Source organism: Methanopyrus sp., assembly GCF_053997775.1.
In genome coordinates, this window is the sequence record NZ_JBMXXF010000001.1 from 1 (window position 1) to 15,284 (window position 15,284).

Below are 15,284 nucleotides of genomic sequence, written 5' to 3' on the forward strand. Positions count from 1 at the left end.
CTCTATGGGATCATGCTCCAGCTTCACGTCGTCCCGACCCATCGCCCTGAGCACTTCCTCCATGGTCGTCACGAACGGGCACACGTTGTACCCGAACACCGCCTCGCGCAGCTTCGGATGCTGCTCCACGAACTCCTCCACCAGGTCCCGGGTGCAGATCTTGCAACCCTTGATCTCCACCACCGTCCCCGAGTCCTCCTCGGTCACCTCGGGGTCCGCGCCCAGCAGGCTCTCCGCGACCTCCCGAATCAGGTCGACGGGGTCGTACTCCTCCATCTCCCGATGCTCCCGAAGCAGGGCCCGGGCGGCGTTGCGGCACGCGGACCGCCTCAGGGCCGGGGCCCGGTTACCCAGCAGCTCCGCGGAGGTCACCACGTACGAGTACATGAACGCGCGCAGGAAGTCCCGGGGACCGATCTCCATCCCGACTTCCCCTGCGGGGGAACGGGGCCGGGTGGTAAAAAAATGGATCACGGGCCCGAGGGGTGGTAGGGGCGCCACGTCGCGCACCGGGAGTCGCGCACCCGCTCCCGCTTGTCCCTGGCCAGCCGCTCCAGCACCTTCGGATCGCCCTCACTCACCTCCCGGGTCTCCAGCCTCCCGGCGTCCACGGCGGACTGCAGGATCTCCTCGCCCCGGTCGGTGCGCGTCAGCACGACGTTCCAACCGTCCGGGGCGCCCGTGGACCCGACGCTCACGTCCGCGTCCTCGGCCGTCAGGTCGGTGCAGAAGTGGCACGCCTCGTTGGCGTACCGGCTCAGCCGCGAGACGGGCACCGTCCGCTCCTCGCCGTCCTCGGTGACCACGGTGAACTTGCCCGCCGTGATGTCCATGCGTTCCACCCGTGAGGGGTCGACTCCGAGCTCCTCGCGCAGCAGGCGTTGCAGGTTCTCGTACTCCAGGTTCTCGGAGCAGAAGATGCCCACGAGCAGTCGAACGCGCTCCGCGACGTCGGCCACCCCGTGCGCGTACCGCTCCGCCTTCCGCACGGCGGTGACCTGGCACGGCGTGCCGACCAGGGCGACGGACTCGTGGGCGCTCACGGCCTCCTCGAGCAGGCTCACGTTCGGTGAGATGGCGTACTTCGAGCCCGCCGCCTCGAGCAGCTCCTCCGGGCTCGTGACGACGGTGGGCTCGGGCTTCCACGGGTCGGACCCGGTCGTCGCCACGATCGCGGCCTCGACGAGCCCCTCCTCGAGCGCGTGGGTGAGGAGGGCGGTGGTGACTCCGCCGTCCTGGCCGGCCTCGCGGACGCGCTCGTCCGTGGCCCGGGCCAGGTACGCGTTCCGGTACGGTCCCACGAGCTCGGGGTCGAGCTCCTCACCGCCGTCGCGCCGGCTCCTGCCGAGTACCTTCCGCAGCAGACCGCGCACGGGTTTCACCCCCGGCTACGGCCGGAACGATCTCGGACAGACGACGAAGCACGTGCCGCATCGAATGCATCGTTCCTGACGGACCTCGGGCTTCTCGTCGAGCTCGATGGCCCGCGCCGGGCACGCGGCGGCGCACGTGCCGCAGCCCACGCAGAACAGGTCCCTCTCGATGACGTCCAGGTCGCAGCCCAGGCACAGGTCCTTGTTGGACGTCAGCAGGACGTCCTCCACCTCCAGCTCCGGGCCGCGGACGGGCGCGGGCAGGTCCGGGGCCAGCCCGTGGAAGTCCCCGGACAGGACCCGGTACGGCTCGAGTCGGTCCTCGTCGCCCTCCTCCAGCGCCCGGAGGAAGGCGGCGATGGCGTCCTCGGTGGGCGGGCAGCCCGGGATCGCGTAGTCCGTGCCGGCGAACTTGGCGGCCGGGAACACCGTGAAGTGGTACCGGGCGGGCTCCCGCATGCCGATCGCGTGCCGGGCGAAGCCCCCGGTGGCGGCGCAGGAGCCCAGCGTCACGACCGTGTCGGCCGAGGTCACCGCCCGCTCGAGCCGCTCCTGGGCCTCCGCGTCCCCGAAGTCCACGGCGCCCTCCACGAACAGGACGTCCACGTCGGGCACTTCCCCGTCGTCCGTCAGGCTCGACCAGGCCAGCTCGTGACCCGTCCTCCGGCAGGCGAGCTCCAGGTTCTCCGCGCAGGACCCGCAGGACATGAGGGAGAGCAGGGCCACCCTCACGGTGCGAACCCCCTAGTGCGTGAGGCACCGTCCGGACAGTCCGAGCGGGCGCAGGGCCGTCTCCACCCGCTCGACCTCCAGCCCGGTCAGCAGGTCGCCCGCGAGGGCCACCTTGAAGTTGGAAGGCGTGATCATCTCGGCCCAGTCCACGCGGCCGTTCCGGAGCCGCAGCCGGACGATCAGGGTCCCCTCAGGGGCTTCCACCGCGGCCATCCCCTCGCCGGAGCCGGCCTCCGTCTCGGCGCGGAACTCGCCGGTCGCGTCCAGGCTCGAGGCGGTGTCCGCGATCCGGTCCAGCAGCTCCGTGAGCTCCTCGGCCCGGGCCACGTGGTGGTCGGCGGGGTGCTCCGCGCCTCCCCGCCGCGCGGCGGGTCCGACCAGCGCGGGCTCGCCGTCGTACCGGGCCACGTGGTTGGTGGCCAGGCTCCTCGTGGTCCTCATACGGTAGAACTTCGAGGGCGGTAGGACCTCGATCCTGTCGGGGTCCACCTCGCCCGTGTACGTGTCCGAGACGCTCAGCTCGGTCGGCCGGATCCTGGATTCCACGCTTACCTCCTCCCGGAGCTCGTCCGCGGCCGACTCTGCCCGGTCCCGGAGCCCCTCCGCCGCCTCGGCCGCGTCCTTGGCCACGCTCTCGAGGCGCTCCACCGGCAGCCGCTCGAGCTCCAGCCCGCCCACGGTCACGGCCGGCGGGTGGTGGGGCTTGCCGCCCACCATCCTCAGGAGCTCTCGGGCCGCGCGGACGACCTCGTGGGCCTCCTCCGCCGCGCCCGGGACGGCGGAGGCCAGCGTCCGGGCGTGGGCGCGGACCACGTTGGCCATGTTCAGCAGCTCGCGGGCCCGCCTCGCGTCGTCCGGCACGCTCACGTTCAGGGCGTCCTCGGCCGCCTCCGCCACGGCCAGTCCGGCGCTGGCGTCGCAGCCGCGGCACACCCGCTCGGCGGCCACGATGGCGAACTCCACGGGCTTCTCCAGGACCAGCGTCTCCCAGGAGAGGGGGACGGTCGTGGAGCACACCTCGGCGTTCACGATCCGGCCGTCGGAGACCTCCGCCACGGCCCGCAGCTCGCCCGGCTCCCCGGTTTTGACCGTGAGGGTTTTCACCTCCATGCCCACCACCGTCCCGGAAAACGGGTTGGGAGGGATCAGATACCCAGGCGCTTCCGCTTCTCCTCGATCTTGTCGGCCAGGATCTCGGCGGCCTTCTCCATGTCCGTCTCGATGATCAGCTCGCCTCCGGTGAGGTCCGGCAGGTCCTCGGTCAGCGTCTTCGTGACCACCTCGCTGCCGGTCACGGGCGGGACCGGGCTCACGTGCAGCGTGAGTCCCAGCGCCAGGGCCGAGGACGCGTCCGCCAGAGCCTGTTCCTCGAGCCACTGCGGCGCGCTCGCGACGGCCGGGACGTCCGGGATGTCGATCTCCTCGCCGGTCTGCTCCCGGAGGATCTCGGCGATCTCGAAGACCAGGTGCTCGATCTTGCCGATCGCGAGGCACGGTCCGTAGTGGAGCACGGGCGGAATGCCCAGGTCCTCGCAGACCTGTCGGAGGTTCTCACCGGCGAGCTCGGCCGCCTCGGGGTTGAACAGGCCGGCGTTGGCCAGGGCGCCGTTCACGCAGCCGGCGCCGAGGACGAGGATGTCCCGCTTGATCATCTCCTTGGCCAGCGTGGCGGCCGGCACGTTGTGCCCACCGCTGGCCAGGTTCGTGCAGCCCACGATCGCGCAGACGCCGCGGATGGTGCCCTCTTGGATCAGCTTGAGCACGTTCTCCCAGCCGACCGCCTCCTCGATGGAGAAGTAGCCGAAGCCCACCACGTTCTCGTGCCGGTGCTCGGGCTCCAGGATCTTGTCCTCGTGCTTCGAGCGGCGCTCCTTGAACGCCTCGATGGCCCGCCTCACGGCCTCCTCGGCCACCTCCTCCGCGCGCTCCGGGTCCCACAGGATCAGCTCCGCGCCCCACACCTTGGCCACGTCGTCCACGGCGACCAGCTTGACGTCCAGCTTCTCCCCGTAGAACTTCAGGCCCGGGAACGTGCAGTTGAACTCGCTCACGATCGCGTCCACGAGGCCCGTCGCGGCCAGGGCCTCCGTCGTGAAGTTGTTGCCCGCGAAGCCCGCGTACGTGTCCGGCAGGTGCTCCGCGCGCGCCTCGAAGTCGTCACCGACGCACGTCGCCCCGATGATCCGGATCCCCTTGGCCCCGGCCTTCTTGGCCTCCTCCTCCAGCCGCTCGGCGGCGTCCGTGAGGTACTTCTGCAGGGACATCTGGTGCCCGGTGACCATGATGTTCACGTAGTCCGGGTCCAGGATGCCCGGGCCGCCCTCCGTCTTCGTGATCCGCGGGCTCCCGAAGAGGATGTCGTTGATCGTTTCCACGCCGAACAGGGAGACCGGGCCCGTGATCAGGCCCAGTCGGAGCACGTGCAGGAGCATGTCCTCCGGGTCCGAGTTCAGGTTCGTGCTCGTCTTCACCAGCGCGTCGTGGATCTCGGCCTTGGCGCCGCCCGGGATCAGCCCCATCTCCTCGTACATCTCGACCCGCCAGTCCGGCACGACGGCCTTGAACACCTCCGACTCCTCGTACCGGGGCCGGTAGATGTCCTCCAGGATGAAGTCCGCGATCTCCTCCGCCACGTCCTCGGGCTTGCCCGAGGCGTCCAGCCCGTACACCTCCGCCGCGTGCCGCAGGGCCTCCTCGTCCGCGACCTCGTACGGGGAGTCCTCGTCCGCCACGGACTTCAGGGCCCGCGCCGCGTTCTCCAGGCAGTGCACGTAGCACGCGGCGCCCGCGGCCACGTGCCGGAGGAAGTTGCGCGCCACGATCACGTCCGCCGTGGCGCCGCACACGCCGCGCGGCGTCTTCTCCGTGATCCGACAGGGCCCGTTCGAGCAGATGTTGCACCACACGCCCTGCTTACCGTACGGGCACTTCGGGAACTGCACCGGCCACCGGATGTGCGGGGTCTCGATCTCCGGGATCTCCTCGTTCAGCCGCTTCGCGTGCTCAACCAGCTCGCGGACGACCTCGTCCGTGTACGGGCACCGCTCCTCCTCCGACATGGAGATCCCCCGAGGCTCGGGGTATGTTCGACCCGTATCGAACAGGGGGCCCGCCAATATAAATTTTTCGAACACCATCGAACGGCCGAATCCACTACACTACCGTTAAGGTGGAGTACAACCAACGTTACTTATCGGTCGCGGTTTAACTTCTCACCGAGCGCCCGCTCCAGCGCCCGGAGCGCCGCCCGGATGTGCAGCCGGGCCCCCACGTGCAGCGGGGTGTCACCCAGCCTCTCGTCCACCTCCATCGACGCCGTGCACGGGAAGGAGTGATGCGCCTCGAACGCCGCCTCCCTCACCGCCTCCGGCTCCGCGTCCACGCCCACCAGCCTCCGGGCCACGAACCACGTGCACCCGCACGGGGCCGACCGGATCACGTCGGTCCCCACCACGACCCCGTCCTCCACCCTCAGGGACAGTCGAGGGCGCCCGATCCGCCCCCTCTCGCAGAACCGCTCGGTCACGGGGCCGGGCGGCTCCAGGTCGCACCCCGGTCGGGCGATGGTGAGCTCCACCCCGGCCCCCTCGCAGGCCTCCCTCAGCCGATCCTCCGTCCACGGGTCGATCCAGTCGGGCGCCTCGACGGGAACGATCAGGGCCCGGATCTCGTACCGCTCCGGCAGCTCCATCAGCAGGTCGGGGTGCAGCCGGACCGCCAGCAGCACGTCGACCCGGGGCAGCTCGGGCAGGTACTCGTCCGGGTCCTCGAGCATCTCGGGCAGCTCTTCGGGCCCGGGGAGCCGCTCCGCGGTGACCAGGTCGTCGAGCAGGGAGTACTCACCGTACTTGCACCCGTCGCACGCGGATCCGCAGGCGCGGCAGTGACCGGGCTCGTTCACCAGGTTGGAGATCACCCTCTCCCCGAACGGGTGGGAGTAGAGGACGGCGAAGCGCACCCCTCTCACCCCGGGGTTCGGGGTCCGGGCGACCTCACGATCCTTCCGCCGCCCCGGATTATCGTTTTGATAATCATAACGATTCGCCCGGTGGGGGGAAGGGGCCTACTCCTTCAGCCGCTCCAGGGCCGCCTCCAGCATCTTCTTGTGGTGCTTCTCGTCGTAGGCCGTGGCCTTCAGGATGGTGATCACCTCGTCGTCCAGCTCGTCGGAGTGGTGGTCCGCCTCGTCCATCCTCGTCTCGTGGGCGTTCTGCTCGCCCTCGATCATCTCCTCCATCTTCTCGATCAGCCCGTCCAGGCTGTTCTCCACCTTACCGGCGATCAGCGCCGCGGCGGCCGCGTGCCGGGCCTCGTCCATGGCGATCTGCTCCAGTAGGTCGGCCACGTCCGGGTAGCCCTGCTCCCGCGCGACGATGGCCATGGCCATGTAGATGCCCACCTCGGTGGTCTCACCCTTGAACCACTCCTCCAGGTACTTCTCGAACTCCATGCTCGGTCCACCCCCAGGCCCGGGGCCGGGCCCTCCCTTTTAAACTTTTTCGAATCGGATCGAACACTGCCGTGCCCGGTTCGTGAACCAGGGTCCCGATTCGGGAACCCGGGTGCCCGGTTTTAACGCGTCTTCTTTTTTACCGACCCGAAAGTACCGGGGGAGGGAGGGGGTGCCCCCCGATGGGCCTCGGGCACGTGCTCTGGGCCCTGGTCGGCTCGGACCGGGAGGAGGGCGAGTCGGAGGAGGAGATGCCCGAGATGTGCTCGGCCCTGCTGGTCCCGCGGGTGATAGAGTCGGAGGCCCGGGTTTAGGCCCGGGCCCCTTCTTTTTCCTTTTTCCTCGCAGGCGCGTCACTCCTCGCCCAGGATGTCGCGGAGCTCGCCCCCGGGCGGCACCATGGGGATGATCTCGTCCGGGTCGACGAGGACGTCCACCACGACGGTGCCCGGGGCCTCCAGCGCCTCCTCCACGGCCGATTCCAGGTCCGAAGGGTCGTCGACCAGGATCCCGGTCGCCCCGTACGACTCGGTCAGCTGCACGATGTCCGTGCGCTCGTCGAGCTTGGACTCGGACAGTCGCTCGTCGTAGAACAGTCGCTGCCATTGGGCGACCATGCCGAGCAGGCGGTTGTCCATGACGAACACCTTCACCTCGATGTCGTTGTCCACGGCCGTGGCCAGCTCCTGCGCGGTCATCAGGAAGCCGCCGTCCCCGACCACGGCGATCACGGTCTTCTCGGGCGCGGCCACCTTGGCCCCGATCGCGGCCGGTAGCCCGAAGCCCATGGTGCCCAGGCCGCCGGAGGAGATGAACTGTCGGGGCTCCTCGACGGGGAAGTACCGGGCCATCCACATCTGGTTCTGCCCCACGTCGGTGACGACGATGAAGTCCCGGTCCCGGAGCGCCTCGTGCAGGACGCGGACGAGCTCCTTCGGGTGCACGCGCTCCCCGGACTCGGTGGGCTCCGGTGGCAGCTCCACCTCGCGCTTGAGCTCCCGGATCCGGTCGCCCCAGCGCGTTCGGTCCCGGAGGCCCTTTCGGCGCTTCAGCTCCTTGATCAGGTCGCGCAGGACGAGCTTGGCGTCGCCCACGATGGGGACGTCCGCGGGCACGTTCTTGCCGATCTCGGCCGGGTCGATGTCGACGTGTATGATCTTGGCGTCCGGGGCGAACCCGGAGGGGTCGCCGGTGGTGCGGTCGGAGAAGCGGCAGCCGACGGCGAGGAGCACGTCGCACTCGGTAAGGGCGTAGTTCGCGGCCTTGGTCCCGTGCATGCCGGCCATGCCGAGGGCCAGCGGGTGGTCCTCCGGGAACGCGCCCTTGCCCATCAGGGTGGTGGCGACGGGGGCGCCCAGGAGCTCCGCGAGCTCCACCAGCTCGCGGGTCGCGTTGGAGAGGATGCATCCGCCGCCCGCGAGGATGACGGGCCGCTCCGCCTCGGCCAGCAGCTCGGCCGCCCGCCGGATCTGACGCGGGTGCCCCCGCTTGACCACCTTCAGCCCCTCCACCTCGACCCGGCGCGGGATCTCGGCCTCCGTCTCCGCCTCCTGCACGTCCTTGGGCACGTCGATGTGCACGGGCCCCGGGCGGCCCGCGGTCGCGACCTTGAACGCCTCGCGCACGACCTTGGGGACCTCCTCGGGCCGCCGGATCTGGTAGTTGTGCTTCGTGATCGGCATGAACACGCCCACGGCGTCGACCTCCTGGAACGCGTCCCGGCCGACCATCTCCGTGGGCACCTGGCCCGTGATCGCGATCACAGGGGAGGAGTCCATGTACGCCGTCGCGATCCCGGTCACCAGGTTCGTGGCGCCCGGTCCGGACGTGGCCATGCAGACTCCCGGCTCACCCTTCACCCGCGCGTACCCGTCCGCCGCATGGGCCGCGCCCTGCTCGTGCCGGACGAGCACGTGCTCGATGGCGGCCTCGTCGTAGATCTCGTCGTACACGGGCAGGATGGCGCCGCCCGGGTACCCGAAGATGTGCCGCACACCCTCCTCCTTCAGGCACTCCACGAGCAGCCGGGCGCCCGTGGGCAACTCACCCACCCTCCACGAGCACGGGTTCACCGACCCTCCGGGACTCCTTCAGGTCGTACACGCGATCCTCCAGGATGAGCCGCGTGGGCCGCCCGTACATCCGGAGCCCGTCGTAGGGGAACTTCCGGTCCTCCTCCATGAGTCTCTCGGCGCTCACCCGGAACTCCCGGGTCTCCACCACCGCGATCCGGGCCCGCCGGCCGGGGGCCACCTCCCCCAGGTCCTCGCGACCCAGGATCCGGGCCGGGTTCCGGGTGATCATGTCCACGGCCCGCCGCAGCGACACCCCGTACCGGCGGTGCAGCGTGAGCGCCGCCGGCAGCAGCAGTCCCCCGGAGGAAACCCCGGAGGGCGCCTCCTCGAACCGATCCACCCGGGGGTGCGGCGCGTGATCGGTGGCCAGCACGTCCACCCGACCCCGCCGCACCCGCTCCAGCAGCCCGAGCCGTTGCCGCCGGCCCCGGATCGGCGGGTTCACCTTCAGCGTCGGGTCCCGCGCGTCCACCCTCAGCGTGTCGAAGAACAGGTGGTGCGGGGTCACCTCCACGGTCATTCCGGCCCGCCGGGCCAGGTCCACGGACTCGGGCAGCGTGGCGTGGCACACGTGCGCCCGACCGCCGACGGCCGAGACCGCCCCCGCCAGCAGCCCCACCGCGGTCGCCTCCGCCTCCGGGGGACGGTTAAGGTGATGGTCCAGCAGGTCGCTCGCCCCGTCCTCGGACACCAGCTCCCCCAGCTCCGCGTGGAAGAGCACCGGCGCGTCGCCCGCGGCCCGTAGGATCCCGGGCACCTCCGACGGCTCGATGACCGGGGCGTCGGTGGACGGGGCCAGGAAGGCCTCCCCGAGAACGGGCGCCCCGGCGCTCACCAGCTCCCGCACGTTACCCTCGTCCTTCACGGCCCCGGACACGATGACCTCGATCAGGGCCCTGCGCCGGGCTCGTCTCTCCTTCTCCCGGAACGTCTCCGCGTCGACCGGGGCGGGCCGGGTGTTGGGCATGTCCACGGCGGTGGCCACGCCGCCGAGCAGCAGGCGCAGGGTCTCCGTCCGGAAGTCGAAGTCGTAGTCCGGGTGCGGGTCCCGGCAGTGCACGTGCAGGTCGATGGGCGCCGGCAGCGCCACCTCTCCCTCCCGCAGCCGGATCCTCCGGTCCACCTCCTCGCTGATCGAGCGGGAGACCCGCACGATCCACCCGTTCTCGACCAGCACCTTGGCCTCGACGATCCGGCCCCGCCGGTAGACGCGCCCCTCGAGCAGCAGCCTCATGGTCATCAGCACCTCAGGGTGGCCTTGAGCGCGTTGGGGTTCAGGAGGAGGTTGAGCGCGTCCTCGGGCCGGGTCACCACCACGTCCGCGGCGAGAAGGGTGCCGGTGTAGGCCCCCTCGGGACCGAGGACGCAGACGCCCAGGGCCGCGTGGCGCAGCATCAGCTCGTCGTTCGCCCCGTTGCCCACGGCCGCGCACCGTTCGGGCCCCAGCTCCAGCACGACCTCGCCCTTCCGCCGCCGCTCGTCGCCCGACACCCGCTCCACGCGCACGGAGTCCGACAGCCCGTGCCGCTCCAGCTCCCGATCCACGGTACCGTACGTGTCGGCCGACAGCACCCTGACGTCCACCCGCTCGGCCAGCTCGCGCAGGAGGCGCGCCACCTCCTCGCTCAGCCGTCCTCCCACGGCCAACGTCCCGTTGTAGTCCAGCAGCACGTGCTTCACGGTCAGCGTGCCGCGGCCCGGCACCTCCACCCGCACCTACAGCACCCCCTCTCGGAGGAGCTGGCGCAGCTTGTCCTCGGTCCGAACGTACCTCTTCCTCAGCACCGCGCGGACCCTCCCGTCCTCGTCCCGGTTCACCACCTCGACCGAGTGGGTGCCCCCGGTGAGCCGCTTGACGAACTCCTCGTACCGTCGGTACCACCGCATCGAGGCGAAGGTGAGCGGGACCTCCTCCACGGCCCCCTCCCCGCGCCTCGCCCGCTCCAGCGCGCGGCGGAGGCCCTCCACGATGGCACGCCCCACGTCCTCCGCCCGACGCCTCAACTCCTCCTCGTCCTCCCCCCACTCGAAGGACTGGAAGCCCTCCCGGATGGTGCGCGTCAGCACGAAGTCCCGGCCCAGGTCGAACGCGAACGTGAACGCCCACTCCAGCTCCTCCACGTGCGCGGCGTGCGTGGTGTACTTCAGCGGCCCCAGCCGCCGCTCCGGGTCCTTGATCACCACTCCCTCTCGGCCCTCCCGATCCAGCCTCCGGATGATGCGCGGGATCTCCTCCACCGCCTCGTCGACGCTGAACTCGCCGAAGCACCGAACGCGGCTCAGCCCGTACTCGTCCACGGCCTCCCTCTCCCTGAACGACCAGAACCGCCCGTCCAGGTCGCGAACGTCGAACACGAAGAGCCCGACGTCCGGCGCCTCCGGGTACCCCTTCGACACGTACGGGTTCTCCCGCCCCACGAACTCCGCGCAGACCACGGCGTCCGGGTGATCCTCGAAGAACGCGCGCAGCGCCTCGCCGTACCGCTCCCGGACGCGGTGCGTGGTGTACGGGCAGATCAGCCCGCCCCGGGTCGCGGCGTAGATCTCGCCCTCCACCTCGAACACGCGCACGTTGTGCCCGTTCATCTTCTCTTCCACGATCATGCGGCCCTCCTCGCCGAACCGGTGCCGCAGCGCGGGCTCCAGCAGCAGGGCGCGCTCGATCTTCGGGAATCCGCGGACGACCAGGTCGTGCTCGGGCACGACGATCGTCCCGCGCTCGTGGCCCGAGAAGTCCCGGACGAGCCGGTAGTACTCGAAGTCCGGAAACGACAACCGCACGCGCCGGATCGTGCCCCGCTTCAGCGCCTCCCGGACCTTCCACTCCTCCGCCCCGAGTAGCTCCGACAGGTAATTAACGCCTTCCTCCGACCCGCTCACGGTCCCACCCCGGGCGCGGGGCGCTGGGGTCGTGGAGCGTAGGGACGCGGTTCTGGCGCTCCTAACTTTCTTGCTCGGGGCGGGGATCGCGTCCCCCGCCCTGAACTACGGTTGGAACCGGTTCCCGAGCGGGGCCGACGCGCGGGGTCACATGACCAAGGTCTGGATGCTCGAGCGACTATGGTCGCTCGGGGATCGTCCCTACCCACCGTGGTCCGACTACTGGTACTGCGGGTATCCCTTCCTGTGGTACTACCCGCCCCTCTCCTACTTCGTCCCCGCCCTGATGAGCCGCGCCACGGGGGCCGACGTGCTCACGGCGTGGAAGGTCTGGACCGTCCTCGCGTACGCGCTGGCGGGGCCCACCGTCTACGCGACGGCCCGACTCTTTGGGGCGGGACCGGCGTCCGCGTTCCTCGCGGCCTTCCTGTACCAGACCTCGTACAACCACCTGGAGATCACGTTCACCGAGGGTCGCATTCCCACCGTCGCGGCCGTGGCCCTGTACGCGCTGGTCCCGGGGCTCCTCGTCGCGCTGTACGACCCGCGCCGGGACCGGCGCAGGCTCGCCGGCCTCCTCGCCCCACTCCTCGCGCTGACGCTGCTCACGCACCACAGCACCGGTCTGGCCGCCCTGGCCCTGTGCCTCGCGTACGCGCTCCTGCGACTCCTTCACGCGACCGCCCAGGCGCTCCGGGGTCGGCTCGCGGTCCCGGACCTCCTGCCCGACCTGCCGGGCCACTTCTGGTCCCTCACGGCCGTGGCCCTCGCGCTGATGATCGCCGCCTGGTGGCTTTACCCCGCCCTGCACTACCGGACGTACCTGTACACGACCAAGCCCCGCTGGTGGGTGCACATGTCCTCGGTTCACGACCCGCTCGACCTCTTCGTGCCCGGGTACTGGAAGACGCGCTACGCCAAGTACGTCGGGGCCGCCCAGTTCTTCCTGGGCTGGGCGGGACTACTCCTGGCGGTCCGGCGCCGGCCCCGCGCCTTCCTGCCCTTCGCCTCGCTGCTCCCGTTGGCCGTCTTCCTCTCCTTCGGGCTCGTGCTGCAGCGGGAGATGGAGGCGATCGGGTTCGAGCCCAAGTGGTTCCTGATGTTCTCGACCCCGGTGCTGTGCGCGTTCGGGGGGCTGGCGGTCGAGCGGCTCCGGACCGCCGTGAGCCCGCGCCGGCTCGCCCCGGTGCTGGCCCTGCTCTGCTGCGGGTGCCTCTGCGACGCGGCCCTGGGCCTCTACCACGCGGACCGTCCCGTGCACTACACCCGGTCCGAGCTGGCCGCGCTGCTGTGGGTGAAGGGGCACGCGGGCCCGTGGGACCGGGTGGCCGTGGTGGGGTACCGGGCGATGTGGGGGATGTCCCCGTACCTGACGGGGAGGCCGGCCGTGTTCGGCTGGTTCCGTGAGGGTACAACGATCCGGGACGTGATCGTCCAGTACCAGCGCTCCTTCAAGCGGAGGGAGGTGCACCGCGCGCTGTTCATCGGTCGGGTGCTGGGGATCCGCTACCTGGTGCTCAGCGCCCGCAAGCCGTACGCCCGGGAGTGCATGCGCGAGCTGCGGAGGCTGGGGCTGCGGCCCGTGCGGGACTACCGGTGGGTGCGGGTGTACGAGTTCCGCGTCCCGATGGGGTACGAGCTGGACGGGGTGAAGTCGGTATTCCTGGGCAATAAGTACCGGTACATGAGGCTGTGCAGGCTGGCCCGGTTCGACCCGAGGGTGGTGCCGGCCTACGCCTTCACCCGGAGCGTGCGGTGTCGGCTGGTTCGGGAGGCGCGCCCGGAGGTGGTCGTGATGGATCGGGCGCCCACGCCGGAGCAGGTGCGGGAGCTGCGGAGGTTGGGGGTGCGGAGGGTCCTGGTGATGACGTGCGGGCCGGGCCGGGTGGAGACGGTGGAGGGGGTGCCGGTCCGTTACCTGCGTCCGATGGAGATCGTCCGGGAGCTGCCGCGCCGGCACCTGCGCCCGGTCGCCGTGCGCCTGGGGCACGCGCGAGTGTGGGTGGGGGGTCGTGGACTCGTGTGGGTGAAGGTGCCGTACTTCCCGTGCTGGCTGCCGGTCCGGGGGGAGCGGTTGGGTGGGATCGACAACATGTTGCTGCTCCGAACGCCGGGGCCGACGGTGGTAGCGTTCCGGTGGAGGCCGTCCGGGTGGGTGTGGTCGGTCTCGGTGGTGGGGTTGGGGGCGTCGCTGCTGTTGGTGGTCCGGCGTCGGTCCGGTTTCCGATCGTTTTGAACCTCGTAACGATACGCCGGGCGGGCTCAGAGACGCTCGGCGATGGCGTGCACGACGTCGCGCTCGGTGATGATGCCGACGAGCTCGCCCCCCTCCACGACGACCAGGCTGCCGACGTTGGCCCCGCGCATGGTGAGCACCGCCTCCTCGGCGTCGGTCTCGGGCTCGACGGTGATCACGTCCTCCGTCATGATGGACTCCACGGGCTCGCTCAGGACGTCCTCCACGCGGTCGGCGGCCCGGCCCTCGGTGGCCTGGGAGGAGACGTGGTGCAGCACGTCCGTCATGGTGACGATCCCCTGCAGCCGGCCCCCCTTCACCACGGGTAGCCGCCGGAACCCGCGCCGGAGCATGGTCCTCACGGCCTCCAGGATGGTGGTGCCCGGCTCGACGGTCTCGGGGTCCGGCGTCATGAGGTCCTCCACGCGCTCGTCCTCGAGCACCCGGTACAGGTCCATCGCGACGTCGCGCTCGGTGATGATGCCGACGAGGCGGTCGCGGTCCTCGACGACGGGGAGGGCGCCCACGTCGAGCTCGAACATCGTGCGGACGGCCTTGCGGACGGTGTCGTACGGGGTGACGACGTACACGTCGGTCGTCATGATCGAGCGGGCGGGCTCGTGCAGGCCGAGGAGGAAGTTCCCGTCGTACCGTCGGTCGAGCAGCTCGCGCCGCTCCCCGGCGAGGTAATCGAGAACGTCGCGCCCGGTGACGAGCCCCACCAGGGACTCCCGCTCGGGCTCGACGATGGGGAGGCGGCGGAACCCGTACCGGGTCATCGTGTCGATGAGTCCCTTCACGGTCACCGTGGGCGGCACCGCGACGACGCGGGTCGTCGCGAGCCGCATGACGGAGGTCTCCGGGAGCCCGGAGGGCCCGGCCAGCACGGTCACTCCTCCTCCAGCTCGCTCTCGTCGATCTCCCGGCCCAGGATCTCCTCGTAGCACTCCGGACAGACCCACATCCCGTCCACGAAGCGCAACTCCTCCGAGTACGTCTCGCAGAGGTCGCACACGCCCTCGACCGTCTCCTCCACCTCCTCCGCCTCGCGCAGCTCCTCCTTGAACCGCTCCATCTCCTCCTCAATCGTCCGCAGGATGTGCGGCTCCACGCGTAGGATGTCCTGCATGGTTACGATGCCCACGAGCCGGCCCTCCTCGTCCACGATCGGCAGCCGCCGGATCCCCTTGTCCACCATGATCTCCACGGCCTCGTTCACGTCCACGTCCTCGTTGACCGTGATCACGGGCGAGGACATGATCTCCCGGGCGACCACCTCGTCCGGCCGGAGCCCGCGTGAGACGACCTTGATGACCAGGTCCCGCTCGGTCACGATCCCGACCGGCCGCTCCTCCTCGTCCACGATCACGACGCTGCCGATCCCGTGCTCCCGCATCTTGTAGGCCAGCTCCTCCGCGGTCTCGTTCTCCCCGCCCGTGACCACCCTGCGCTGGGCGATCTCTCCCACCGTGACGCTCCGCGCCAACGCCCCGATCCCCCGGACACCCCGCGCCCGCTCCAGGTATATCACCACCGGG

At 70.5% G+C, this 15,284-nt stretch carries 15 protein-coding genes; 2 read left to right on the forward strand and 13 right to left on the reverse strand.

Annotation, left to right across the window (positions count from 1 at the left end; genetic code table 11):
* The 7 genes from ACXJJV_RS00005 to ACXJJV_RS00035 form a co-directional block, all read right to left on the reverse strand.
* Window positions 1-423: hypothetical protein (locus ACXJJV_RS00005; protein ID WP_456466073.1), on the reverse strand; the 423-nt coding region annotated here is incomplete at its 3' end.
* A 47-nt stretch (window positions 424-470) separates the two neighbouring features.
* Window positions 471-1,373 (reverse strand): Coenzyme F420 hydrogenase/dehydrogenase, beta subunit C-terminal domain, encoded by a 903-nt coding sequence (locus tag ACXJJV_RS00010; protein ID WP_456466075.1) that lies wholly within the window; start codon window positions 1,371-1,373, stop codon window positions 471-473.
* A 15-nt stretch (window positions 1,374-1,388) separates the two neighbouring features.
* Window positions 1,389-2,105 carry an NADH-quinone oxidoreductase subunit B family protein gene (locus ACXJJV_RS00015; protein ID WP_456466077.1) on the reverse strand — a complete coding sequence of 239 codons (717 nt, stop codon included), beginning with the start codon at window positions 2,103-2,105 and terminating at the stop codon, window positions 1,389-1,391.
* Window positions 2,106-2,117: 12 nt separating this feature from the next.
* Window positions 2,118-3,215 carry a nickel-dependent hydrogenase large subunit gene (locus ACXJJV_RS00020; RefSeq protein WP_456466079.1) on the reverse strand — a complete coding sequence of 366 codons (1,098 nt, stop codon included), beginning with the start codon at window positions 3,213-3,215 and terminating at the stop codon, window positions 2,118-2,120.
* 35 nt (window positions 3,216-3,250) lie between these two features.
* Window positions 3,251-5,164: an anaerobic carbon-monoxide dehydrogenase catalytic subunit gene (cooS, locus tag ACXJJV_RS00025; RefSeq protein ID WP_456466081.1), complete on the reverse strand. Its 1,914-nt coding sequence runs from the start codon at window positions 5,162-5,164 to the stop codon at window positions 3,251-3,253.
* Window positions 5,165-5,295: 131 nt separating this feature from the next.
* Window positions 5,296-6,063, reverse strand: a complete 768-nt coding sequence (locus ACXJJV_RS00030) for a DUF166 domain-containing protein (protein ID WP_456466083.1) — start codon at window positions 6,061-6,063, stop codon at window positions 5,296-5,298.
* A gap of 105 nt (window positions 6,064-6,168) precedes the next feature.
* A complete protein-coding gene (locus ACXJJV_RS00035; RefSeq protein WP_456466085.1) occupies window positions 6,169-6,555 on the reverse strand; it encodes an acyl-ACP desaturase in 387 nt (128 codons plus the stop codon).
* A gap of 182 nt (window positions 6,556-6,737) precedes the next feature.
* Between ACXJJV_RS00035 and ACXJJV_RS00040 the strand changes: the two genes are divergently transcribed.
* Window positions 6,738-6,869 (forward strand): hypothetical protein, encoded by a 132-nt coding sequence (locus ACXJJV_RS00040; protein ID WP_456466087.1) that lies wholly within the window; start codon window positions 6,738-6,740, stop codon window positions 6,867-6,869.
* Between the two features lie 39 nt (window positions 6,870-6,908).
* Here the strand turns inward: ACXJJV_RS00040 and ACXJJV_RS00045 are convergent, their stop codons facing one another.
* From ACXJJV_RS00045 to ACXJJV_RS00060, 4 genes are read right to left on the reverse strand one after another with little or no spacing between them, the layout of a single operon-like run.
* Window positions 6,909-8,606 carry an acetolactate synthase large subunit gene (locus ACXJJV_RS00045; RefSeq protein WP_456466089.1) on the reverse strand — a complete coding sequence of 566 codons (1,698 nt, stop codon included), beginning with the start codon at window positions 8,604-8,606 and terminating at the stop codon, window positions 6,909-6,911.
* Window positions 8,599-9,864 carry an amidohydrolase family protein gene (locus ACXJJV_RS00050; RefSeq protein ID WP_456466091.1) on the reverse strand — a complete coding sequence of 422 codons (1,266 nt, stop codon included), beginning with the start codon at window positions 9,862-9,864 and terminating at the stop codon, window positions 8,599-8,601. The genes ACXJJV_RS00045 and ACXJJV_RS00050 overlap by 8 nt, the downstream gene beginning before the upstream one ends.
* A 5-nt stretch (window positions 9,865-9,869) precedes the next feature.
* Window positions 9,870-10,346: an HAD family hydrolase gene (locus ACXJJV_RS00055; protein WP_456466093.1), complete on the reverse strand. Its 477-nt coding sequence runs from the start codon at window positions 10,344-10,346 to the stop codon at window positions 9,870-9,872.
* Entirely contained in the window at window positions 10,347-11,510 is a 1,164-nt protein-coding gene (locus ACXJJV_RS00060; RefSeq protein ID WP_456466095.1) for an RNA ligase, read from the reverse strand.
* 31 nt (window positions 11,511-11,541) lie between these two features.
* On the opposite strand from ACXJJV_RS00060, the gene ACXJJV_RS00065 reads away from it, so the two are divergent.
* Window positions 11,542-13,746 (forward strand): 6-pyruvoyl-tetrahydropterin synthase-related protein, encoded by a 2,205-nt coding sequence (locus ACXJJV_RS00065; protein WP_456466097.1) that lies wholly within the window; start codon window positions 11,542-11,544, stop codon window positions 13,744-13,746.
* 26 nt (window positions 13,747-13,772) lie between these two features.
* On the opposite strand, the gene ACXJJV_RS00070 is transcribed toward ACXJJV_RS00065, so the two are convergent.
* Window positions 13,773-14,633, reverse strand: a complete 861-nt coding sequence (locus ACXJJV_RS00070; protein WP_456466099.1) for a CBS domain-containing protein — start codon at window positions 14,631-14,633, stop codon at window positions 13,773-13,775.
* Window positions 14,634-14,635: 2 nt separating this feature from the next.
* Entirely contained in the window at window positions 14,636-15,232 is a 597-nt protein-coding gene (locus tag ACXJJV_RS00075; RefSeq protein ID WP_456466101.1) for a CBS domain-containing protein, read from the reverse strand.
* Window positions 15,233-15,284: the final 52 nt, after the last annotated feature.

Excerpts from the sequence above, each read along its gene's own strand:
- ACXJJV_RS00040 (WP_456466087.1), top strand. The coding sequence starts at position 6,738 with ATGGGCCTCGGGCACGTGCTCTGGGCCCTGGTCGGCTCGGACCGGGAG.
- ACXJJV_RS00020 (WP_456466079.1), bottom strand. The coding sequence starts at position 3,215 with ATGGAGGTGAAAACCCTCACGGTCAAAACCGGGGAGCCGGGCGAGCTG.
- cooS (WP_456466081.1), bottom strand. The coding sequence starts at position 5,164 with ATGTCGGAGGAGGAGCGGTGCCCGTACACGGACGAGGTCGTCCGCGAG.
- ACXJJV_RS00035 (WP_456466085.1), bottom strand. The coding sequence starts at position 6,555 with ATGGAGTTCGAGAAGTACCTGGAGGAGTGGTTCAAGGGTGAGACCACC.
- ACXJJV_RS00050 (WP_456466091.1), bottom strand. The coding sequence starts at position 9,864 with ATGAGGCTGCTGCTCGAGGGGCGCGTCTACCGGCGGGGCCGGATCGTC.